The 23,264-nt window shown below is 47.1% G+C and carries 21 protein-coding genes; 1 reads left to right on the top strand and 20 read right to left on the bottom strand.

Annotated features, from left to right (window positions below):
- Positions 1 to 13: 13 nt before the first annotated feature.
- The 19 genes from AC8GFU_RS02980 to AC8GFU_RS02890 form a co-directional block, all read right to left on the bottom strand.
- A complete protein-coding gene (locus AC8GFU_RS02980) occupies positions 14 to 658 on the bottom strand; it encodes a YggS family pyridoxal phosphate-dependent enzyme (protein WP_506627022.1) in 645 nt (214 codons plus the stop codon).
- Positions 655 to 1,248 carry a purine nucleoside phosphorylase YfiH/LACC1 family protein gene (locus tag AC8GFU_RS02975; RefSeq protein ID WP_506627021.1) on the bottom strand — a complete coding sequence of 198 codons (594 nt, stop codon included), beginning with the start codon at positions 1,246 to 1,248 and terminating at the stop codon, positions 655 to 657. The genes AC8GFU_RS02980 and AC8GFU_RS02975 overlap by 4 nt, the downstream gene beginning before the upstream one ends.
- Before the next feature lie 61 nt (positions 1,249 to 1,309).
- Positions 1,310 to 2,440 (bottom strand): cell division protein FtsZ, encoded by a 1,131-nt coding sequence (gene ftsZ / locus AC8GFU_RS02970; RefSeq protein WP_506627020.1) that lies wholly within the window; start codon positions 2,438 to 2,440, stop codon positions 1,310 to 1,312.
- Positions 2,441 to 2,586: 146 nt separating this feature from the next.
- Positions 2,587 to 3,225 carry a cell division protein FtsQ/DivIB gene (locus AC8GFU_RS02965; protein ID WP_506627019.1) on the bottom strand — a complete coding sequence of 213 codons (639 nt, stop codon included), beginning with the start codon at positions 3,223 to 3,225 and terminating at the stop codon, positions 2,587 to 2,589.
- The gene (murC, locus tag AC8GFU_RS02960) at positions 3,222 to 4,613 is read right to left on the bottom strand and encodes a UDP-N-acetylmuramate--L-alanine ligase (RefSeq protein ID WP_506627018.1); all 1,392 of its coding nucleotides are present in this window, start codon (positions 4,611 to 4,613) and stop codon (positions 3,222 to 3,224) included. Before murC ends, AC8GFU_RS02965 begins: the two co-directional genes overlap by 4 nt.
- Entirely contained in the window at positions 4,610 to 5,686 is a 1,077-nt protein-coding gene (locus AC8GFU_RS02955) for a UDP-N-acetylglucosamine--N-acetylmuramyl-(pentapeptide) pyrophosphoryl-undecaprenol N-acetylglucosamine transferase (protein ID WP_506627017.1), read from the bottom strand. Before AC8GFU_RS02955 ends, murC begins: the two co-directional genes overlap by 4 nt.
- Entirely contained in the window at positions 5,674 to 6,840 is a 1,167-nt protein-coding gene (gene ftsW, locus AC8GFU_RS02950) for a putative lipid II flippase FtsW (protein ID WP_506627016.1), read from the bottom strand. The genes AC8GFU_RS02955 and ftsW overlap by 13 nt, the downstream gene beginning before the upstream one ends.
- Positions 6,833 to 8,209 (bottom strand): UDP-N-acetylmuramoyl-L-alanine--D-glutamate ligase, encoded by a 1,377-nt coding sequence (gene murD / locus AC8GFU_RS02945; RefSeq protein WP_506627015.1) that lies wholly within the window; start codon positions 8,207 to 8,209, stop codon positions 6,833 to 6,835. Before murD ends, ftsW begins: the two co-directional genes overlap by 8 nt.
- 3 nt (positions 8,210 to 8,212) lie before the next feature.
- Positions 8,213 to 9,271 carry a phospho-N-acetylmuramoyl-pentapeptide-transferase gene (gene mraY, locus AC8GFU_RS02940; protein WP_506627014.1) on the bottom strand — a complete coding sequence of 353 codons (1,059 nt, stop codon included), beginning with the start codon at positions 9,269 to 9,271 and terminating at the stop codon, positions 8,213 to 8,215.
- Positions 9,268 to 10,638: a UDP-N-acetylmuramoyl-tripeptide--D-alanyl-D-alanine ligase gene (locus tag AC8GFU_RS02935; protein ID WP_506627013.1), complete on the bottom strand. Its 1,371-nt coding sequence runs from the start codon at positions 10,636 to 10,638 to the stop codon at positions 9,268 to 9,270. Before AC8GFU_RS02935 ends, mraY begins: the two co-directional genes overlap by 4 nt.
- On the bottom strand, positions 10,635 to 12,119 hold the full coding sequence (locus AC8GFU_RS02930; protein ID WP_506627012.1) for a UDP-N-acetylmuramoyl-L-alanyl-D-glutamate--2,6-diaminopimelate ligase: 1,485 nt from the start codon (positions 12,117 to 12,119) through the stop codon (positions 10,635 to 10,637). Before AC8GFU_RS02930 ends, AC8GFU_RS02935 begins: the two co-directional genes overlap by 4 nt.
- A complete protein-coding gene (locus AC8GFU_RS02925; protein ID WP_506627010.1) occupies positions 12,103 to 13,917 on the bottom strand; it encodes a peptidoglycan D,D-transpeptidase FtsI family protein in 1,815 nt (604 codons plus the stop codon). The genes AC8GFU_RS02930 and AC8GFU_RS02925 overlap by 17 nt, the downstream gene beginning before the upstream one ends.
- A complete protein-coding gene (gene ftsL / locus AC8GFU_RS02920) occupies positions 13,910 to 14,314 on the bottom strand; it encodes a cell division protein FtsL (protein ID WP_506627009.1) in 405 nt (134 codons plus the stop codon). The genes AC8GFU_RS02925 and ftsL overlap by 8 nt, the downstream gene beginning before the upstream one ends.
- Positions 14,314 to 15,267, bottom strand: a complete 954-nt coding sequence (rsmH, locus tag AC8GFU_RS02915; protein WP_506627008.1) for a 16S rRNA (cytosine(1402)-N(4))-methyltransferase RsmH — start codon at positions 15,265 to 15,267, stop codon at positions 14,314 to 14,316. Before rsmH ends, ftsL begins: the two co-directional genes overlap by 1 nt.
- A gap of 158 nt (positions 15,268 to 15,425) precedes the next feature.
- A complete protein-coding gene (gene mraZ / locus AC8GFU_RS02910; protein WP_506627007.1) occupies positions 15,426 to 15,857 on the bottom strand; it encodes a division/cell wall cluster transcriptional repressor MraZ in 432 nt (143 codons plus the stop codon).
- A gap of 205 nt (positions 15,858 to 16,062) precedes the next feature.
- Positions 16,063 to 16,413 (bottom strand): DUF3040 domain-containing protein, encoded by a 351-nt coding sequence (locus AC8GFU_RS02905; protein ID WP_506627006.1) that lies wholly within the window; start codon positions 16,411 to 16,413, stop codon positions 16,063 to 16,065.
- A gap of 44 nt (positions 16,414 to 16,457) precedes the next feature.
- On the bottom strand, positions 16,458 to 17,654 hold the full coding sequence (gene dinB / locus AC8GFU_RS02900; RefSeq protein WP_506627005.1) for a DNA polymerase IV: 1,197 nt from the start codon (positions 17,652 to 17,654) through the stop codon (positions 16,458 to 16,460).
- Positions 17,651 to 20,878 carry a DNA polymerase III subunit alpha gene (locus AC8GFU_RS02895; protein WP_506627004.1) on the bottom strand — a complete coding sequence of 1,076 codons (3,228 nt, stop codon included), beginning with the start codon at positions 20,876 to 20,878 and terminating at the stop codon, positions 17,651 to 17,653. The genes dinB and AC8GFU_RS02895 overlap by 4 nt, the downstream gene beginning before the upstream one ends.
- Positions 20,875 to 21,156 carry a DUF6504 family protein gene (locus AC8GFU_RS02890; RefSeq protein WP_506627003.1) on the bottom strand — a complete coding sequence of 94 codons (282 nt, stop codon included), beginning with the start codon at positions 21,154 to 21,156 and terminating at the stop codon, positions 20,875 to 20,877. Before AC8GFU_RS02890 ends, AC8GFU_RS02895 begins: the two co-directional genes overlap by 4 nt.
- A 135-nt stretch (positions 21,157 to 21,291) precedes the next feature.
- On the opposite strand from AC8GFU_RS02890, the gene AC8GFU_RS02885 reads away from it, so the two are divergent.
- A complete protein-coding gene (locus AC8GFU_RS02885) occupies positions 21,292 to 22,038 on the top strand; it encodes a sulfite exporter TauE/SafE family protein (RefSeq protein ID WP_506627002.1) in 747 nt (248 codons plus the stop codon).
- On the opposite strand, the gene AC8GFU_RS02880 is transcribed toward AC8GFU_RS02885, so the two are convergent.
- Positions 22,028 to 23,242, bottom strand: a complete 1,215-nt coding sequence (locus tag AC8GFU_RS02880; protein ID WP_506627001.1) for an MFS transporter — start codon at positions 23,240 to 23,242, stop codon at positions 22,028 to 22,030. The genes AC8GFU_RS02885 and AC8GFU_RS02880 overlap by 11 nt on opposite strands.
- Between the last annotated feature and the right edge of the window lie 22 nt (positions 23,243 to 23,264).

Genomic DNA, 23,264 nt, shown 5'->3' with positions numbered 1-23,264 from the left:
GTTACCTGCGCACCTAGCGAGAACCGAGGATTGATGAGCCTACGCGTACATGTGTCGCACCATGAGAAATCGCGGATTGGTAATCCCCACTCATGCCCGCCGAAAGCTTTGTAGCCGCGGGGAAACGCTTCATAAAATCATTGTGGATCACTGCTAATTGGGAAAAGGCAACATCCGGTTCAATCCCCAATGGAGGCACCGACATCAACCCCGCCAAGGTGTGGGTCGGAGATTTTTCTACCAACTCAGCCAACGAGTACAGCTCTTCAAGGCCTGCTCCCCCGCGATGGTGTGCCCCATCTAAGGAAACCTGCAAAAAGATTGTTAGCGGATGGGGTGCAACCCGTTCAATAATCTCAAAATGTCGAGGGTCATCCAACGAATGAATTACCGATGCCCACGAAGTTATCGATTTCAACTTGTTGCTTTGAATCTGACCTTGGAAATGCCAGGTGCCAGGAACAATTGCCGCTTTTTCCGCACCTTCGGCATCGCGATTTTCTCCAAAGTTGCTGACTCCTAAATCGTGCAGAATCTGGGCATCACTTACTGGAAAGGTCTTAGTAACCGCGATCAAAGTAACTTCATGATCGGCTACGGCCGCAATATTGGCGCGCACGATTTCAAGGCGTGCAGAGATCTCATCGATGCGGCTCATAATGAAACAACTCCGGCAAAGCGACCAGTTGGATTGTGTTTGCGATGGGAAAAATACAGATCATCTTCCATTGTGCAGCTTGATGAGGCTTCATAGGTGACACCTTCAGCAACAAGATCGGCTATCAATGCCGCTGGAAGATCTAAACCAGGAGTTCCCTTATGTGTGGTTGAAAATGCACGAGGATGATCAGCGATGACATCCTGCTGCATTTCAAATGGAACTTCGTAGCATCGGCCGCAAATAGATGGGCCGATGATCGCATGTACATCGATGGCACCCATGGTGCGCATTTGATGCAAGGTTTTATTTGCGACCTTATTAATCAATCCGGCGCGTCCAACATGAACCGCAGCTACCGCTTCGCGTGAAATCAAAAGCAATGGAATGCAATCTGCAACCATGACAGCTAATGAGATTCCAGTTTTAGTTGTGATCATTGCATCGCAGGTTGGATCTGTCGCAAGTAATTCATCAATTACTACGACCTTGTCTCCATGTACTTGATTCATGAATTGAGCATTCGGAATCGATGAACGATTCGAGGTGACCGCTGCAGGATCATCGCCAACATGAAATCCAAAGTTCAAGGATTCATAGGCGCCAAGGCTTGAGCCTCCGCGCCGATCAGTAAAAAAGTGAGGCAAAGCCTTACTTCATGAAGTCGGGAACGTCGATCTCATCTTCAGAAACTAGCTCTTCAAAGGTCACGCGACGCTTTGGAGTTTCGTTACCGAGATCAAGTGCCACAGAGATTGGATCATTAGATGCAATCGGATCTGCTACCCCACCAAGTGTTGCCGCATCAATTACAGGTGTTGCAACCTTCTTAGGCTCTCCACCTTCGAAACCTGCTGCAACAACGGTGATACGAACTTCATCACCTAGGGCATCATCGATAGTTGTACCGAAGATGAACTTAGCGTTTGGATGCACAGCTGATTGAACAAGCTCGCACGCCTCGTTAACTTCAAACAAACCAAGATCTGATCCACCAGAAACTGAAAGAAGAACGCCCATTGCGCCATCAATTGATGCTTCAAGTAGCGGACTTGAGATTGCAAGCTCTGCTGCACGTAGTGCACGATTTTCACCACGAGCAGAACCAATTCCCATAAGTGCAGAACCCGCACCTGACATAACCGCTTTAACATCTGCGAAGTCAAGGTTGATAAGTCCTGGCTGAGTAATGATTTCGGTAATTCCTTGAACACCTGAAAGTAGAACTTGATCTGCACTCTTGAAGGCATCAGCCAAAGTAATTGTGCGATCTGAAATTGCAAGTAAACGATCATTAGGAATAACGATCAAGGTATCTACTTCTGCACGAAGTGCTTCAATACCAGCATCTGCCTGAGTTGAACGAAGCTTTGCTTCAAATGAGAATGGACGAGTAACAACACCAATTGTTAACGCGCCAATCTCTTTAGCAATCTTTGCAACAACTGGAGCTGCACCTGTACCGGTTCCGCCACCTTCGCCTGCAGTTACGAAAACCATATCTGCGCCACGAAGAATTTCTTCAATGTCATCTGCGTGATCAAGTGCGGCTTCGCGACCCTTATCTGGATCCATACCTGCACCAAGACCACGTGTTGTCTTGCGACCAATATCTAATTTCACATCTGCATCACTCATTAACAAATGTTGTGCATCTGTATTAATCGCAATGAACTCGACGCCCTTTAATCCGACATCGATCATGCGATTGATTGCGTTAACTCCACCGCCACCAATGCCGACGACTTTGATGACCGCTAAATAATTTTGTGGTGAAGCCACTTTGTTTCCTCCTTATGAACCATAAACCTCAACTTGAGCCTTACAATTCACTACTTTTCGATAAGGCGAACTTAAAGTGCATACGGGTGATTATCAAACACCGACATGTTTTGTTTAACGTGTCGCAAAAATTACTTTTCTAAAAATTATTTAACGATTGGTGCATGTGGTGCAGATAGATCAACTCTTTTGATTGCAGAGTTTTCAGGTAATGCTAAAAGTGCTTTATAAACCTTTAATTTCAACTCATTATCTGAATTGGTACCCCAGCGAATCTCAAGATTTTTTCCAGCGTTGTTGATTTCGAGGACCAAAGCGCCGGTGCTGCGAACCTTCACAACTGTCAATGCTGACTTGAGCTCTTCAGGAAGAGAGGTAAAGAAAGAAACGGCAGAAACCGCAGCCTCTAAGTCTGGTGATTGAATCTGCACCAGAGGTGCTGATGGTTCCGAGCGAAGTGCGAAGCTCTTGCCAGATGAATCGATTACCTGATTATTAAAGATGGCCACAGGTGTTCTTTCAGTTAACTCAATCGTGACCTTGCCATTGATCCAGTTGCGAGAAACATTTGCTGATTCAACCCAATCTAGGGTTTCAAACTTTGATGCAATTGCGCGTGGTTCGACACGAGCCAACTTCTGACCAATTGATATTCCGGGATTGATCTGATTTTTACTACCAACAACTTCTACCGCACTTACCGTGAAGAGCGATGAGTACCCAAGTACATACGTTGCAGCCGCTAAAACAACAGCGCCAACCAGAAGAGTTAAGCGACGGTTCATGATTGATTAAATCGGCGAGCTAATCCATCAACAATGATCGGCGCTAGCGAGCTCACATCGCCTGCACCTAAAGTCATGATGACATCGCCAGGTTCGGCCATAGCAATTACAGAATCTGTCACTTCGACAAAGTTAGGAATGTATTCGCCTTTGCTCATCTTGCTTGTGATGATCTTTGAGGTAACACCATCGATTGGTTTTTCACTTGCTGCATACACTTCGAGCACAATTGCACGATCTGCAGTATCTAGAACATCTGCAAAGCCTTGGGCAAAGGCTTGAGTTCGCGAGTAACGATGCGGTTGAAAGATCACGATCAAACGACCATCTGCGGCATAACGTCGTGCAGCTTCAAGGGTTACTTTGAGTTCCGTTGGGTGATGGCCGTAATCATCAATTACACGAACACCATGAACTGTTCCCTTTACTTCAAAACGGCGACCTGTGCCGCGAAATGTGCTTAATCCCGTTAATAGCTCCGCCGCTCCAAAGCCCAGCTTGAGCCCCGTTGCTAATACTCCTGCTGCATTTAATAGATTGTGATGGCCAGGAACTTGAAGTTCGATATGTCCAACACTCTTTCCATTCCAGATTGCACGAGCTGTTGAGCCCATTGTTAAAAGTTCAATCTGATCAATATGCAGATTGGCGTTCTCTGAAACTCCGTAAGAAACAAGTTCTGTGCCGCTGATGGAATTAGCTAAGGCAACTGCGCCTTGATCATCTGCGCAATAAGTAAGGAATCCCCCAGGTTTGATAGTTGCTGCAAAATCGCGGAAGGCTTGAGCAACTGATTCGGCGGTGGCAAAGAAATCAACATGGTCATGCTCGACATTTGTCACGATCGCTGCAAATGGGTTGTATTCAATAAATGAACCATCGGATTCATCTGCTTCAGCAACAAAGATCTCGCCAGTACCGCGATGAGCATTTGAGCCAGATGCGGTAATGGTTCCGCCAATTGCAAATGATGGATCTGCGCCACATGCCTGTAATGCAACAGCGAGCATTGATGAGGTAGTTGTCTTGCCATGAGTACCTGCAACTGCAACGCTCTTTGATTCAGACATTAAGACGGATAGCGCTGCAGCACGTGTAAGTGTTGGAGTATGTAACTCGGCAGCGCGCATACGTTCAGGATTGTTTGCAGCGATTGCATTTGAATACACAACTAAATCAGCACCATCTACATTTGCTGCATTGTGCGAAGTTGCAACAGTTGCGCCAAGTGCAGACAAGGCTGTGACGACAGATGAATCTTTCGCATCTGAACCACTGACTGTTATTCCATGTGACAGAGCAATGCGCGCTAATCCGCTCATGCCCGCTCCGCCGATACCTATGAAGTGAACTCGCTTGCCTATAAGCGAGGAAAGTTGTGGCTTCATGCTTTCATCGCAAACTCTGTTAACGATGCAATCTTTTCTGCTGCATGTAGATCTGCGCCATTACCTTCGGCACTTGCTTTTGTTGATTGCTGAAGCAAATCATCCAGATTGCTTTCCAGATACTTCGCGGTGAACTCCTTTTGCGTGATTACTTGTGCGCGACCATCGGCCACAAGGGATGCGGCATTAACAAACTGCTCGCCATTTCCTATTGGTAGAGGCACAAAAAGAGCGTAACGGCCCAGCGCTCTGAATTCGCTGCAGGTCACCGCTCCGCTGCGACCAATCACTAGATCTGCAGCTAAATACGCATCTGCCATCGCCTCTATGTACGCAACTGCTTTATAACTGGAAGTCGACGCAGGCAGGGCGTTGAGCTTTCCAACTGAGTGCAAAACCTGAACGCCTTTGCGATTGAACACATCAAGTGAGGATTCAATGACCTTATTTATTGCTACAGAGCCCTGTGAGCCACCCATGATGACCACAAGTGGTGCATCCTCAGAAAATCCAAGTCGCGTCTTTGCAGCTTTTCGCGCCTTCTTCCAATCCTTTTCAGCTGCAACAAAACCTTGCGCAACATCTGAACGTAGTGGCAAACCTGCAAGTAGTGCGGAAGAAAACTTTCCGCTTTCAACGGGATGAGCGACCGCCAAATGATCTGTGAAAGCGGCTCCTAAGCGATTTGCCCACCCTGGTTTTGCATTTGCTTCATGAATGACAATAGGAACACCAGCAAGTTTTGCAGCGATATAGGCAGGAGCGCTTACATATCCCCCGAAACCAACAACCGCTGAAGAACCCTTTATGACCTTTGAACATGCGCGAACCGATGACAGTAGGTCGATTGGAATTTTCAACCAGGATGCAGATGGCGTGCGTGAGATTCGAACTCGTGGAATCAAATGCAAAGGAAAGTTCGCTGCTGGAACAAGTGCTGTTTCAAGCCCACTAGAAGTTCCTAGAAATATCAATTGATCATGTGGGTGAGCAGCAGCCCACTGACGTGCAACAGCTAGTGCAGGTTCAATATGGCCAGCGGTTCCTCCGCCTGCCAGAACTACCGTAGCCATTTAATTCCTGTCTCTTTTAACTCTTTATAGATTACTGGGTCTCGACGTGCAGCACCCAATACAAATCCAATTCCCATATACGTGGCGATTAAGGCTGATCCTCCATAAGAAACAAGAGGCAAAGTCACACCAACTACCGGCAAAACGCTGATTGCAGAGCCAATATTCAAGATTGTTTGAATTGCGATCCACACACCAAATCCAGATGCAACATAACGCACCATTGGGTCACCGGCTCGCAACGCTAATTTAAAGATTGAAAAGATCAGAATTGAAAGCAACAACAATGTTGCAAGGGTTCCAAATAATCCAAGTTCTTCCCCAATTACTGCGAAGATAAAGTCGGTATGAGCTTCAGCAAGGTTTCCCCACTTTTGGCGGCTTGCTCCTAGCCCAACACCAAATAGACCACCACTGGCAAGGCCTAACAAGCTGTGTGCAGGCTGCCATCCATAAAGCTTGTACTGATCTTCTGCAAAGGGATTTAAGAAAACCATAAATCGTTGAACACGATAGGGCGAGGTAAGAATCGCTGCAGTTAATCCAACAAGACCAACACTTAACGCAATTCCGAAGATTCCCAACCGCAGACCCGATACCCACAACAAGCCAGCCAAAATGCAGGCAAATACTGAAGCGGTACCTAAATCACTACCGGCCATAACAAGGATGATGCACAGCGCAAAAGCAGGTGCGATTAACTTTAATACTGCGATGTGATCAACACCTGAGCGTTCTTGCTTTGCCAGCATAAATCCAGCCCACAAAATCATCATGAACTTTGCGATCTCGCTGGGCTGGACATCGACAAAACCCAAACTAATCCAGTTGTGGTTTCCGTTAACGCTCTTTCCGATTACTTGCACGATCAAAAGCAAGAACACGGAAACTGAAAAGCCAAAGCGAGCAAGCACCTTCCATTGATTCAAAGAAAGGCGAGACAACACCCACGCCATAGGAACTGAAAGCAATAAGAAGATGAACTGGCGCAAGACAATTCCGAAGGATGTTCCCTTAGTTTCCAGCGAGTGAATTGAAGAGGCAGAGAAAACCATAATCAAACCCAACAAACTTAAACCAAGGGTACTTCCAAGCAACATGTAGTAAAGATTGACCGGTTTGGTAAAGAAAGTTTCGCGTGATTGATTACTCATGAGCAACCAACTTTTTAACGGCAGCGGCGAAGCGATCTCCACGATCTGCGTATGAAATGAATTGATCCATCGATGCGCATGCTGGAGCCATCAAAACGGTGTCCCCCGCAGATACTTTTTCAAGCGCTGCAGCAACCACAGCTTCCATTAATCCGTTGGATTGACCACCGCGCACATAATCAGCAGGTGCATCGATAATCAGTTGTGGAATTTCAGGTGCGTGCTGAGTTAATGCATCAGCGATTAACTGACGATCTGCTCCAATAAGAATTGCCGCTTTAATTCTTCCCTTGCAGCGAAGAACTAGAGCGTTCATATCTGCGCCCTTGGCCAATCCCCCAGCAACCCAGATCACTGAGAGATGAGACATCAAAGAGGCTGCCGCTGCATGTGGATTAGTTGCCTTTGAATCATCAACCCAGGCAATGGAGTCTGACTCGAAAACTGTTTCGATGCGGTGTCGACCTGGGCGAAACTCCTGCAATGCTTTTTGAATTACTTCATGAGGAACATCTATTGAACGGGCAAGTGCTGATGCGGCAAGCGCATTGGAAACATTGTGCGGAACAGTTGGCTTGATATCAGCTAACTCGCAGAGCATGGAAGCCTGTTGTGGATCTGGAACAAAAGCGCGATCCACCAATAGCTCTTCTACTACCCCGATTTCACCGGGTGCAGGAGTTTCTAGTGAAAAGAAAACTTTGCGATCGGTAAATCGGTTAGCACGCTTAACTACCTCACCATCATCGGCGTTTAGTACTGCGATTGCTGCGCGATCTAAAATTGAAAACTTTGCATCTGCATATGAGTTGAAGTCTCCATGCCAATCGAGGTGGTCATCTGCAATATTTAAGATGGCCGCAGAAACGAATTGAGCCTGCTTAGACCAGTGCAGTTGAAAGCTTGAGAGTTCAAGAACTAAGTAATCGTAAGGATCTGTGCGATCTACCGCTTCGATAACCGTGTCGCCAACATTGCCACATGCAACAGCCTTTAATCCTGCGGTTTGTAAAATCTTTGCAGTCATTTCGACGGTAGTCGTTTTTCCATTGGTTCCAGTTAGCGCTAACCACTTTTGACCTGGAGCAACCTCTGCTCGAATCTGCCACGCTAAATCAATTTCGTTGAGAATATTCAAATTACTGGCAAGCACCTTTGTGACCAACGGGTGATCTTGACGCCATCCCGGCGAAATCACAACGGAATCAAAGTTATTGAGATCTACCGCATCTGGCTTTATTGCATCAGGTGCGTTGTCATCAGCAATGCTTACGATGCCACCACGTGCTTGTAGAGACTTGGCAACTGCAGAACCAGTTACTCCTGCTCCTAATACAAGGAAACGTTGGTTAGCAAAGTTGATTGACATGAATTACTTAACAACCCACTGCGCATAGAACAAGCCAAGACCCATTGCAACGCTAAGTCCTGCAATGATCCAGAAACGAATAACGATGGTTATTTGCTCCCAGCCAATTAATTCAAAGTGGTGATGCAGTGGTGCCATCTTAAATACGCGCTTTCCACCACTGATTTTGAAGTACAGAGTCTGAATCAATACCGACATTGTGATGATGACAAATAGGCCGCCTAGTGGAATAAGCAGAAGTTCTACACGTAAAGTTGCTGCAAATCCTGCGATTGCTCCACCTAATGCAAGTGAACCAGTGTCTCCCATAAAGATCTTTGCTGGCGCCGTGTTCCACCATAAAAATCCGGTACATCCACCAGCAAATGCTGCAGCAAGTACTGCAAGGTCCAATGGATCACGAACCGCATAACAACCAGCTGTTGCATTAATTGCACAGCTTTGTCCAAACTCCCACACACCGATTAAGACAAAGGCAAGGAAAGTCATGATTGATGCACCAGTTGCAAGTCCATCAAGTCCATCAGTGAGGTTCACGCCATTACTTGCAGACATCACCATCAGCACAATCCAGACAACAACGACCGCTGATCCCAAATAAATTGAAGTTTCGCGCACTCCTGATAAGTACTGTGAAATTGGAGTTAAGGAATCCTGGTCAACAAACTGAAGTCCCATGTAACCAAAGATCGCTGCAAAAACCGCTTGACCTAGTAACTTGAAACGCCCAGGTAAGCCACGAGAGTTTTGCTTTGAAACTTTGAGCCAATCATCTAAGAATCCAATAAAACCAAGTGCGACAACTAACCCCATCACTAACAACGCGGAGGCTGTAACAGCTGTGCCTGAAATTAGGTGGGCAAAGAAGTATCCAAGAACTGCTGCAAGAATAAAAATGATTCCGCCCATAGTTGGGGTTCCGTGCTTGATGCGGTGAGTTGATGGACCATCATCACGAATGATCTGTCCATACCCCTTGCTAGCAAGTAATCGGATTAAAACTCGTGTGCCAAAGAGTGCAAAGATCAGTGCGAATGCACCAGCGATCAGAATCTGTCTCAACTCTCAACTCCGCTCTTGTTCAACCACAAACTTTCTAACTTCTGAGCTAAAACTTCAAAACCTTCTGATCGTGAAGCTTTAACTAAAGCAACATCTCCTGCAGAAAAATAATCTGTCATGGATAAACATTCATCAATGCTTGCGTAGTGATGAACCTTCATCTGACCCTTTGGATCCCCGTATTCAGGAGCTCCAATGGCTACAAGATGATCAATTCCAATCTCTTGAGCAAGGGTGCCAATAGCCTCATGTTGCGATGGGCCTGACTCGCCGAGTTCATGCATCTTTCCTAAGAATGCCCACGACTCTCCCCCGCGCTCCTGCGCAAACAGCACCAAGGAGCGCAAAGCTGCCGCCATTGATTCGGGATTAGCGTTGTACGAATCATTAATAATGAGCAGCCCAAAGACATCATGAAGTTCCATGCGCCATTTGCTCGCGTTTTCAGCGGTTGATAATGAACTTGCGATTAATTCAATCGGAAGCTCAAGAGCTGTTCCGACAGCTGCGACCGCTAATGCATTTGAAATTTGATGCGCACCCACAACTCGCATGCCAACAGCATCGCGACCGGCAGGAGTAACTAAATCAAAGTGTGGTCGACCTTCACGAATTTCAATATCTGCTGCGCGCACTTCTTGACCATCACCAAAGTTAATTGTGCGGCCCTGGTGTAACGATGCCATCGCAGGCGTAAATGGATCAAAGCTTCCAAGAACAGCAACTCCGTCAGAACTTAATGACTGAATGAGTTCAGATTTAGTTTCAGCGATCGCTTGAACAGATCCAAATTCACCAAGGTGTGCTGTACCTACCGTTAGAACAACTCCAATATTGGGCTGCGCAATTGTGCACAAACGAGCGATATCGCCTTTATGGCGTGCGCCCATTTCAAGAATGCAGAACTTTGTACGCTCATCACATTCAAGCAATGTGATTGGTAAACCAAGATCGTTGTTAAATGAACCTGCAGGAGAAACCGTTGGGCCTGCTACACGCAACATGTGTGCCAATAAATCTTTGGTGCTGGTCTTTCCTTGCGATCCAGTAATTCCGATAACTGTTAGATCAGTTAAACGCTTGCGCACAAAGGTGGCCAAAATCGCTACCGCTTCAATTACATCCTTAACGACAATGCATGGCCCATCGATGCGATGAGTTGTCAGTGAAAACATCGCTCCTGCACGATAAGCATCTGCTGCAAAATCATGACCATCAACGGTTTCGCCCTTAAGCGCCAAGAAGATACAACCTGGTGTTGCTAAACGTGAATCAAATACAGGTGCTTTCGAGACCAGAAGATCTTTATCGCAATGAAGCTCGCCACCAACAAGCAGGGCAATTTCACCTGCGGTTAATGTAATCATTTTTTATCCTCAATCGCTTTTGCAAGTTCTACGCGATCATCAAATGGGTGATTAACGCCTGCGATCTCTTGACCCTTTTCATGGCCTTTACCAAGAACTAAAACCACATCTCCTGCTTGTGCTTCATTTACAGCGGCGCGAATCGCATCTGCGCGATCTTCAATAATCGCACTTGGCTCTTGAATATCTAATCCCAAAGTCATCTGCACCAAAATCGCTTCTGGTTTTTCTGAACGTGGATTATCGCTGGTAAAAATTGCCACATCTGCGCCTTCATGCAACGCCTTACCCATTAAAGGACGCTTGCTTGCATCTCGATCGCCACCGCAACCCAGAACTGCAATGACTCGACCATCTGTAATTTCATGAGCTGTTTCAAGTACCCGTGCAACAGCATCTGGTGAATGTGCGTAATCAACGAGTGCCGTAAAGTTTTGACCAAGCCGCACAGCTTCTAAACGTCCTGCTGCACCAGTTAACTGAGGCAGGATCGCAGCAATATCAATTGGGTCGATACCGCTTTCAGTTGCGATAGCAACGGCCATAAGTAGATTGTCAAAGTTGTATCCACCATGCAGGTGAACTTTTCCTTCGATCAGAATTCCGGCACTTCCGCGGATTGCTACATGAGCACCGACATAGTCACGTGTTATTGAAACGTAATGCCAAGTAGCGTTGTGATCGTGGCGAGAAACTGTCATAACCGGTAGTTCAGTAGATGATGCAAGCCTTACGCCATATGCATCATCAATATTGATAACGGCTAGATCTGCAAACTCAAAGGTAAAGAGCTTTGACTTAGCTGCAAAGTAATCATCCATAGTCTTATGGAAATCAAGATGGTCTTGTGACAAGTTTGTAAATGCAACAACTGAAAAGTGACTTCCGCGGATTCGCTCTAACGCGATTGCATGGCTTGAAACCTCCATGACAAGGTTTCTCATATGACGTTCGCGCATTACGGCAGATAACGCCTGTAGATCGCTGCTTTCAGGGGTTGTGCGCTTGCTAGCGACAACTTCATCACCGATGCGAGTTTCTACGGTGCCGATTAAACCGCTTTCGCGACCTGCTGCAGACATGATCTGGTGCAGCAAGGTCGTAACTGTTGTCTTTCCATTTGTACCAGTCACGCCAACGCTATACAGATCTCGCATCGGTTCGCTGTAGAACCAAGCGCTAATGACACCTGCTGCACGTCGTGGATTTGAAGACACTATGACTGGAACACCTGAAATCTTGTGGGCACCTTCTGCATCAGTAAGAACGGCAACCGCTCCCCGCGCAATTGCATCTGCTGCAAAATCTGCACCATGTGCTTTTTCTCCGGGAAGTGCGATGAAAAGATCGCCTTCTTGAACAGCATTGCTATTGAGCGTTAAGCCAGAAATTACAGTTGAATCATTGCCAGTCAGTGTTGCATTTGCAATCGCTGCTACCGCTTCAACGGTTCGCTTGAACTCCTCAATTGGTCTTGACACGCGCAGCCTTCTGTTCCGCCAATTTTCTTTCGGCAATGAGCTGCTTCTCTGTCAATGCAACTGGATCTACCTTTGTACCAGTTGGTGCAATTCCCTTTGATTGAAGAACAAATGACATCACCTTTTTAAATACTGGACCGCCAAGTGCGCCGCCCCAGTGAAGGCCCTTTGGATCTTGAATCGTTACAGAGATTACATACGCTGGCTTATCAGCTGGAGCAAAACCAATAAATGAGGCTGTGTATCCGCGGTAGCAACCACATGTGTCATCAATACGCATCGCAGTACCGGTCTTACCTGCAACGCGGTATCCAGCGATTGCAGCTGTAGGTGCTGTTCCATTTGCTGAAACAACGCTTTCCATCATGATGCGCATTTTTTGTGCAGTTTCAGAACTTACGACTCGAACACTTTCGCGAGTTGCAGAAGGTGTGTAATTTCCGCTTGCATCACTTGTTCCAGCAATAACTGTTGGAGAAACGCGAACACCATCATTGGCGATTGTTGCGAAGACGCTTGTTGCCTGCATGGCAGTTAATGAATATCCCTGTCCAAAAGCAACTGTTGGCGCTGTTGTTCCAGACCAGTCTGCCACCTTAGGAAGGATTCCGCGAGATTCACCAGGAAGTCCCGATCCAGTTTTCTCGCCAATTCCAAACTTTGAAAGATAGTTATGCAAAGTGTCGTTCGACAACATCTCACCGATCTGAATGGAACCGGTGTTACTAGAGACTGCCAAAATTCCTGATGCCGTTAATCGCTGTGTCGCATGTGGCTCGTGATCATGGAAAACCTTTGTAGAACGCTTTAATGCATAAGGAACAGTTAGCACTGTCTCTGGAGTAATTTTCTTTTCTTCAATTGCTGCAGCAAGTGTCATTACCTTTCCAGTAGATCCTGGTTCGTAGACATCTTGCACAGAAGGGTTGCGCATTGAAACGAGCGAAACCTTAGAGGTGTTATTTGGATCAAAAGTTGGAGCTGTTGCATGCGCCAAGATCTGTCCAGTCTTTGGATCCATAACAATTACAGTTCCGCTTATTGCATGGGATGACTTCACAGCATCTGCAATCGCCTTTGAAGCCACCCATTGAATATCGCGATCAACTGTTAAGCGAATAGATGTTCCCGCTTGTGCTGGAATGATTTCAGATTGTGAGCCAGGAATTTCAGCCTTGTAACCATTTGCATATGAGTACTTACCGTTAATGCCAGAAATTGTTGAGTTCATGCTGGATTCAAGTCCAGTTGCACCGATTCCGTCGTGATTTACAAAACCAATAAGTGAAGCAATAAGTGAGCCTGATGGATACTCGCGAACATAACTGCGCTCTGGGAAGAATCCGATGATTCGCTCTGGGCTCATGCCAGGAAGGGTCGCGTTGTATTGATCAATTGCTTTAGCCAGCTTTAACCATGTCGCGGGCTTTGCATTCTCGGCAACCATGTACCACTTACGTTTTCCAGTGATTGCTGTTTGAACCTCAGCGGTGCTCAGACCAAGAATCGGAGCGACAAAAGCTGCAGTCTTTGCAGGATTAAGGATCTGGGTCTGATCAACGACGATACTGGTTGCTGCAACGCTGCGAGCAAATGGAAGTCCGTTGATATCGGTGATATCTCCACGTGGTGCCTGAAGAGTCTTTACCTTTTCCATCTCATTAACTGCGCGAGAGCGGTAATCATTTGCCTGCAGAGCCTGCACCTGTACTAGGCGCACACCAAACAAGAACATGATGACTGCGGTAAACAGAATTAAGAATCTAATTCTGTTGCGCGCGAGAGAAAAATTACCCATTCTTCACCGGTACCTCTGTTATTGGCTTGTCTAATGACAAGAAAGTTGGAGTCTCAGAAGGCTTCATACCAAGTGCGGTAGCTTCCTTTGCGAGTGATGCCGGAGAAGAGATTTTGTCCATCTGTCGTGCAATTGCTTCGCGTTCATCACTTACTAACTTTGCTTGCAACTTCAAGTTAGTAAGTTCAAATGCATCTTGAGCTAGCAAGGTATTGATCAGGAGAAGGAACATGAGACCAATAACGCCAACTACAGTTACAAATGTTGCGAAGAACTTTCGATCTGCTTGCTTTCCGTCGGATAGATCAGGCACAAGCTTGAGTACAACTTGTGATGACTTTTCGGCGAAAATTTCTTTGGAGCGAGTAATCGCTGGAGCGAATGCGGTCATAGCCATTACGCGGCCACCCTTTCGATTGCGCGAAGACGTACAGATTGAGAACGTGAGTTCTCTTCTAGTTCGGCATCGGTTGGTGTTTCGCTTCCGCGAGTGATCATTGAAAACTTGGCAGCAAATTCAGGTAGCTCGAATGGAAGATCGCGTGGAGTGCCAGATGTTGTTGAAGCAACAAACAACTGCTTCACAATTCGATCTTCAAGAGATTGGAATGACATAACAACTAAACGAGCTCCTACATTAAGAAGATCAAGTGCTGCAGGAAGTGCGCGAGTAATCGTGCCTAATTCATCATTTGTTTCGATGCGAAGCGCTTGGAAGGTGCGCTTTGCAGGATTGCCACCTGTACGACGAGTAGCTGCTGGAATCGCCTCTTTTACTAGCGTTGCAAGCTGAGCTGTTGAGTTCATTGGAGCGATTGCGCGCTGCTTAACAATTGATTCAACGATACGAGTAGCAAACTTTTCTTCACCATATGTACGAAGAATGCGAACTAACTGACCTGGCTCGTAGGTATTGATGATCTCCCCCGCAGTTAGCGATTGAGTGCGATCCATACGCATATCAAGTGGAGCATCCTGTGAATAAGAAAAACCACGCTCTGCCTGATCTAGCTGCATCGATGAAACACCAAGATCAAATAACGCGCCATCAATGTGTGAGTATCCAAAACTAGAGACAACATCTGCAACACGATCAAATGTTGAATGTGCAGTCTTTAGGCGATCTGCAAATGGAGCAAGGCGCTCTGTAGCCTTTGCAATCGCATCTAAATCGCGATCAATTCCGATAACCGTTAAATGTGGGAACTTCTGAAGCAAAGCCTCTGTGTGGCCACCAAGCCCCAAGGTTGCATCAACAACAACTGGATTTGCGGAAGCAATAATTGCGGGAGACAAAAGATTGACGCAGCGATCGCGCATTACAGATACATGTTCAGTCGTGCTTGTCATCTCTTCCCCCTTACTTCATCTAGTTACTGAGTTATTACTTCTCTTTCCTTGCGACTCTCATCTCTGGTCACTGCCGGCCGACGGATCTATGTGTTGCAACGGCGCCGGGGAAGGGACGTCGCTACGTTCGAAGGGTCGGCAGTGGCCACAAATGAGAGTTAGAACAATCCTGGAAAGACCTCCTCTGAAACATCAGCAAAGCTCTTTTCGCGATCTGCTAAATATTCATTCCAAGAAGTTGCATCCCAAATTTCAACGCGAGTATTTGCACCAATAACAACGCACTCTTTTTCTAAACCTGCATATGTGCGAAGTGATTGAGGAATTGTTACGCGACCTTGACGATCAGGAATTTCATCGTGTGCGCCAGCAAACATCACACGGCTGTAATCACGTGCTGATTTCGCAGTGACTGGCGCTTGTTTTAGCGTCTCTGTAATTACTGAAAATTCATTCGATGGAAAAACATAAAGACAACGTTCTTGTCCTTTAGTAATTACTAAACCTGCAGCAAGTTCTTCGCGGAATTTCGCGGGAAGGATTAAGCGACCTTTGTCATCAAGACGTGGCTCGTGGGTGCCTAGAAACATTTTCAGCGCCCCCCAAATACCTGATGTTTGGCCCAGGTTCGCCGCGGACTTTCGTGCCCGCTTAATTCCCCACTTTACTCCACTTTTCCCCTTTTTCAACCACCTTTTCCCACTTTTACCCCAAATCCGCCCCACTCCTCCCCCCCCACGGCAGCATGAAAAAAGCCCCTCACATGGAGGGGCTTGAAAGGGTTTTACCTACTTATTACTGCTCCTTGCGGTCTTCCCAACGCTTTTCCATGCGAGCGCTTAAGTTGCCACGCGCACGAGGGGCCTTCTTTGGGCCACGTACCTGAGGAGAGATGCTTGAAATCGCGCTGATCACGCCTGTGAGGGCGATGATGAAGCCCAGGATTCCGATCGGGGTAATTTGAGCGATGAGGCCGCCAAACAAGGTAGCCAATCCCAATAGGAGTAAGCCTGCACCGACCATGATGCGATTTCGAGAGGGCGAGGTTGGCGTAGCTGAAAGAGCTGAAACTAGGCGTGGATCCTCAGTTAAAAGGGCAGCCTCCATCTCTTCAAGTAGGCGCTTTTCGCGATCTGATAGTGGCACAGGCTCACAATAGAACAGATTGTGTGTGCCCGCTACTTCTTTTCCTATTCTTCAGCATCCTCTGATGAAGGCTTAATTAAGCGTGCAGGTCGGACGGAACCATGGCCAAAACGCTCGCGGGCTTTATCCATAGCCCCTTCCGCCTCACGCCAACCCTTTTCGCGCTCACCCAAGATCATCTGAACAGGTGCTCCTTCGCTTAAGTTTTCAAGGGATACGCCTACTAGACGCAAACGTGCACGATCGATGCGCAGCGCTTCATACAAACCTTTTACAACTTCATACACATCATGGGTGCTGTCGATTGGAAGCGGCAAAGTCTTTGAGCGATTAATCGTTGAAAAATCTCCGAAGCGAACCTTGATTGAGATTGTCTTTGCAAATAATCCTTTGTCGCGCAATCTAGATGTTGCGCGCTCGCATAGCCGCAGGTACTCGCGCAGAATTTCTTCGGGGTTGTCTAGGTCTGTTGGAAAGGTTTCAGCGGCGCTAATACTTTTTTCAGCATCTTGTGGTGCAACATCGCGGTAATCGCGACCCCACGCAAGTTCATGCAATGTGCTGCCAGCTGCTTCTCCGACTGCGCGAATCAATGTTGTGCGAGGAAGCCTTGCGATGTCCTCAATTGTGCGCAGACCTAAACGTTCTAGAACCTCTGCGGTCTTTGGTCCTACTCCCCACATCGCTGAAATGGGCAACGGATGCAAAAACTCAAGAATTCGATCGCTAGTAATTTCCAGCATTCCATTGGGCTTGCAATGTGTTGATGCAAGCTTTGCAATGAACTTAGATGGAGCGATTCCAACTGAACAAGTAATTCCTTCTTGCGCTTCAACCTTTGCACGAATTGCAGCTGCGATCTCGCGACCTGTACCTAATAACTTCTTTGCACCAGTTACATCTAGAAATGCCTCATCAACAGATATCGGTTCAACGTTAGGAGTAAAGCTTTCAAAGATCTCCATGATGTGCCCAGATACCTCTTGGTATCGCGCCATATCAACCGGTAAAAAGATTGCATGCGGAGCTAACCGTCGCGCTTGCCCGACCGGCATTGCAGAGTGAATTCCAAATTTGCGCGCTTCATAATTTGCCGCAGATACAACTCCGCGTGTACCCATTCCGATAACAACAGCCTTGCCCTTTAATTCGGGGTTATCTTTTTCGGCAACGGACGCGAAGAAAGCATCCATATCGACATGCAGAATCGTGGCCTGTGTTGCCGCACTTTCTGTCGTCATATTGCGAGCGTACTTTGTTTAGCGCTCCAACTTTCGTAAGCGGCACGTAAATCCCACGCCCCAGTGGCTCTTATGGATATGCCCCTGGCCCCTGTTCTGCGGGTAACGCCACGTACAAGTAGCAGCGATGTTGAATATAAAACATTGGCGTATTCGCCTTGAACATCGGTAAAGAATGTTGAATCACTAAGCCCATAACCATCATCCAAAGTTAGAAAGATGACACGTTTACCTGAACGCACCGGTGGGGTCTGCATCGCAACCTTGATGCCCGCAACCAAGACCGATGATTGAGATCGTTGTTTCAATAGATCACTAGATCGCACAGCACCAATTGCGTTCAGGAAATCTCCGTAAAATTCAATCATGTGACGGGACATATCGATACCTAATCGATCGACCTCGTGCTTCACGCTTTCGGCAGCTGTCATTGCAGGCAGACCGCTACTGATTAAAGCTGGTGGTTCAAACCCTAAGTTCAGCTGCGCGCCAGAAACAGCGGCGCTTGGTGATTTCTGCAGATCGGAAAAGTGCAACAGCAGATCGCGCCGGTTGACATCAGCATGCAACGAATCAAAGCCGCCGGTAAGGATCAGACTTTCAGTAACCGGTGTGCTGCACCCTGATCTGCGTACGAAATCATTTAAGTCAATGTATGGGCGGCCAGCGATAATCGATTGCACTTCCCCATCGCTGATTCCGCTAACGGTTGATAACGCTATGCGAATTGCGTTGCCGTGATCTTCGACCCGATATGTCGAATCAGATGCGTTGACATCAATCGGTGCGATAGTGATTCCTAACTGCCGTGCCTCATCAACAATTAAACGTTTTGGATACATGCCGGGATCATGGGTTAACACCCCTGCAAGAAATGCTGCTGGGTAATGCGTTTTAAGCCAGGCAGATTGATATGTAGGCAGTGCAAAGGCTGCGGCATGTGCTTTGCAAAAACCAAAGGATGCAAAGGCGCGCAGCACATCCCAGATCTCAGTGATGATCGGTAGTTCGTACCCCTTGGCTGTTGCTGCAGGGAAGAACCAATCGCACACTTCTTGTTGGCCAACCCGTTCACCCAACGATCGACGCTTTTCATCAGCGGTTGCCAATGAAACCCCGGTCATCGTTGCGATGATCTGAATGACTTGTTCATGGAAGACGACAACGCCTTCGGTGTGGGCCAAAATCTCATATAAATCAGGGTGAATTATCTGTGCAGAGCTCCACCCATGACGAGCTTTCAGAAATGGCGTGATCATGTCGCTTTTGACTGGGCCAGGTCTAAACAAGGAAATATCAATAATTAAATCGGTGAAGTTATTGGGTGCAAGCTTTCCAACTAATTCGCGTTGTCCTGGACTTTCAACCTGAAAGATTCCAAGGGTGCGGGTTGATTGAATTAATTCATAAGTCGCAGCATCATCTAGTGGCACCGTATCGATATCAACGACATCTTTATGAACTCGCTCGATCTCTTTGACTGAATACGCAATCGTGGATTGCATACGAACTCCCAGCACATCTAGCTTTAACAACCCCACAGCTTCAACATCATCCTTATCAAATGCCACCATCGGGTATCCCCCGGCACTTGCCATTAGCGGTGCGCGATCTAGAAAACCTCCATCAGATAAAACAATGGCGCATGGATGCATCGCAAGATGTCGGGGCAAACCATCTAGGCGTTGTGCCATTTCAATTGTTGCTGCCATTAGTGGCGCAGATGTATTCATTCGTCGAAGCTCTGGCAGGGATTCGAGGGTCGCTGCAATGTTGCGAGCACGTACATGTGGCATTGATTTTGCCAACATATCGATCTCCATGCCGGGCAGACCAAGTGCTGCACCTGCATCGCGAATTGCATGCCGGGCACGATAGGTATCAACCATGGAAACAACTGCGCACCGTGATTGATTGTTCGGCCCAGACCAATCGCTATCGCCATATCGCTTAAAGACCATGTCATAAATTTCTAGCCGTCTGGCAGATTCCACATCGATATCAATATCTGGCAGTGCTCTACGCAACGGCGAACAAAACCGTTCCATTAACAAACCATGTTGCATTGGATCTACACCTGAAATTCCAAGCAGGTGACAGATCAGTGATCCGGCACCACTGCCACGAGCTGCGACACGAATGCCTGCATCCCTTGCCATATCTGCGATATCTGCAACGGTTAAAAAGTATGACTCGTATCCAAGTGTTGCAACGGTTGCTAGTTCGTCATCTAAACGTGCACGGGCTTTAGTGATTTGATCATTGCTGCTGTAGCGCCAGTTGATTCCTGCTTCACTGCGAGCACGCAGCAAGGTACGCATTTCTTGGGCGGTATTAACGCCTACAACATGGGGTTCTGGCAGGTGCGCCGCCCCTAATCCGATATCGCGCTGCGGTGATAACAAAGAACGTTCTGCCCATTCGCGGGTTGTCTTTAACAGCGCACGTGGTGTTCGTTCTCCTGCAGCTCGTGCAATTTCTGCAGCTAGCGAAATCATTTCATCACTTGATTTTAAAAAACCTTCAGCGTTACGGCGTTCGATGTGGCGATCATGCAACGGAACCAATTGGCGCACGCAATCTAAAACATCGGCAACTGGTCCATCGGTGCGATCCTTCATACGAACAGCGTTGGTAATAACCGCTTCCAGATCATTGTCGCGAGCAAAGATTAAAGACCGTGCTGCATGTTCGGTAGATCGCGGACCACGACCGGCGACAAGATGTGAAACACATTCAATGGCATTGCTGGCAAATAGCTCACGGGTTTGATTGAAGATAGATAGCGCTTGATCAAAGCGATGGTTTTGAATTGCGCTACTGATTGGTGATTCCGGGCCGTGCAACGCATACACATTGGTGCTGTAACTACTGAACTGTTGTAAGAAATCTAAAGTTAAAACCGGCACTCGCGTTTCGCTGTTCATTGTTAGCGATGTCATCAATCTGCACAGCGAGCGCCATCCCCCATCGCTATGTGCCAACAATGTGATGCGACCTTTGCTATCGCCCAGGTCGATTGCACAATTGACTCCGATAATCGGCGCGATTCCATAATCAACACAACTTTGAGTAAAACGGATAGCACCAGCTAGCCCATCGCGATCTGTTAGCGCCAGCGCCGGCATTTCAAACTCGGCGGCACGGTGCACTAAATCGGCGGGTTGCGTTGTTCCGTATTTCAATGAGTACGCACTGGCAACATTGAGATGAATAAAACTCATACGTTACGAATAATCCACTGACCTGTTAGCTCGTCACGTTCTAGTTCGAAGGTTGTTAAAGCACCAATAGGTGCAGCCTCTACCCGCCACAGTGCGCGTGCTTGATCATCGGGGCGATACTTGCCATCGCTAATGCGGTTCCACCAGCCACCTGCTTCACACCACCGTGACAACACCGCATGGATGCGAAAGCGTTTTCCTTTATAGGTGAACTCAATAGGCGTTGTTGCCCCATCGATAGTGACATCGAGGGCGGAGTTAACCTGGCTGGCTGACATTTTTGAGGCTACCTTTCAAGGCTGTGGGTATTCGAACAGATGTTCGAAAAATAGCCCTAGCCACCGACAAATAGCAAGCCGCCAAGCGTGTTGAGCCTCGGCTGGCAGGGGGGCTTGGTGCCCCACACTTACCCCATGGAGATCATTGGGGGGTTGCTGGCGGGTGCCTTTATCGGCGCGGTCCTTGGCTTCATCGGCGCAGGTGGCGCGATGCTCTCGGTTCCAATTCTTCTGTACATCTTTGACTTCACTCCCCAAGCTGCGACCACTGCAGCAATCGCGGTTGTATTAAGCGCAGCAATTTCGGGCTTGCTTCCAAAGATAAAAAGTAAAGAAGTACTTTTCAGAGAAGCGGCAATAATCTGGGCATTGGGCCTTGTTACCAACATTGGTTTTTCAATTATTGCCCACCGCTTGAGTGACTCAGTTATTACAACAGGTTTTTCAATAGTTCTAGTAACCGCGGGAACAATGATGTTGATTAAGCCAATTGCTGGAACAGAAAAGAAGGTTCCTTTCTTCTGGCTCATTGTTATCTCACTTGTAATCGGTTCAATGACAGGTTTATTTGGAATTGGTGGTGGCTTTCTTGCAATCCCCGTTCTTGTTCTGTTCTTCAAAGTTCCACAAGGAAAAGCAGCGGGTACATCTCTTGCAATCATTGCGATCAATTCAATCACCGCATTCTTTGCTCACTATCAAAGTTGGTCTTCGGTTACATGGAGTACTCCTATTGCCATGGCAATAGGAGCGGTTGTTGTTGCACGCTTTGCATCCATTAAGAGCGGACAGATGAATCCGACTATCTTGCGTAAAGCTTTTGCTTTCTTGCTGTACTCAGTTGCAGTCTTCACACTGCTACAGACTTGGGTTATTGCTTAAGTTCTCGCACCTTGATGAATCTAGATTGCAGACCAACCACCATATAAAGCAGCACCGGGAAGGCAAAGGCCACCGGCAGCGAAGTAACTTCGGCAATTAAACCAATAATCGTTGGTCCACCAAAGTATGCAGCAATCGCAATTAAACCTACGCGGGCTAAGCCAACTGAAGGCGCAATCCCTGGAATCGATGCAGCTGCCAAGTTAAATGCCGGAAAGAATGGACCCATTCCAAATCCTGCTGCTGCAAAACCAATACACACAACTATTAATCCCAGTGTTTTATGGGAATCAGATAGCGGAATACCAACTAATAAACCTATTCCCCATAATCCGCCACCAAAGTAGCCACCATATTTAACGGTGTTTACATGGCCCCATTTTTCAAAGGCACGGTCACCTAATAGGCGGCTTGCGATCATCGCTAATGAAAAAGTTGTTGCCGCTGCAGCGTTTAAACCTTTGCCGATTCCCATGTGATCCTGCAACAAAATTCCAGACCATTCATAAGCGCCACCTTCAGGAATCAGCGAACACATCAAGCCAATTCCTAGAGCCCACAGAACTAATGATTGCTTTCCAAACAGGGCAACCTTGCCAGCATCTCCTTCGCCAGCTTCGCCTAGGTGTCCATCAAACTCTGCAGGTAATAAGTAATGCGCAACTGTTTGAAATGTGAAAAGTCCGAAGATTGCAATGATGTACAGATTCCACTGCGGTGAAACAAAGTTAGCGATTAAGCCACCAACCAATGTTGCCGAGAATGCACCGATACTCCACAAGCCATGGAAGCTCGACATCCAGCGACCTTTAGTGTGCTTTTCAATTTCAACGGCTTGCCCATTTATTGCAATGTCCATAAATGAAACATTGAAACCGCAAATAAATAGTCCAAGAATAAGAATCTGAACTGATGATGCAGAACCCACTACAAATACTCCGACAGGCAGTAAGACACCTGAAATCTGAACTATTAACTTTGATGAATGCATGTGTACGGCACGCCCAGCAATCTGCGCTCCAGGGATTGATCCAATCGTGCTTGCAAGCAGCACTAGTCCAAACTGACCATCGCTTAAACCAAGCGCGGTTTTAATCTCAGGAATACGTGGAATCCACGCAAGGCCTAAAAATCCGAGCAAAAAGAATGAAGCCCATAAAGCATTCCGGGCTCGCATGCCTAATGCATATAAATCAGTTGTCATAGAGTGATAACGGTAACTGACA

The organism is Planktophila warneckei (SeqCode), from assembly GCF_965234675.1.
Taxonomy (GTDB): domain Bacteria; phylum Actinomycetota; class Actinomycetes; order Nanopelagicales; family Nanopelagicaceae; genus Planktophila; species Planktophila warneckei.
Note: the sequence above shows the minus strand (reverse complement) of the source record. Positions and strands in the feature narration are given on the sequence as shown.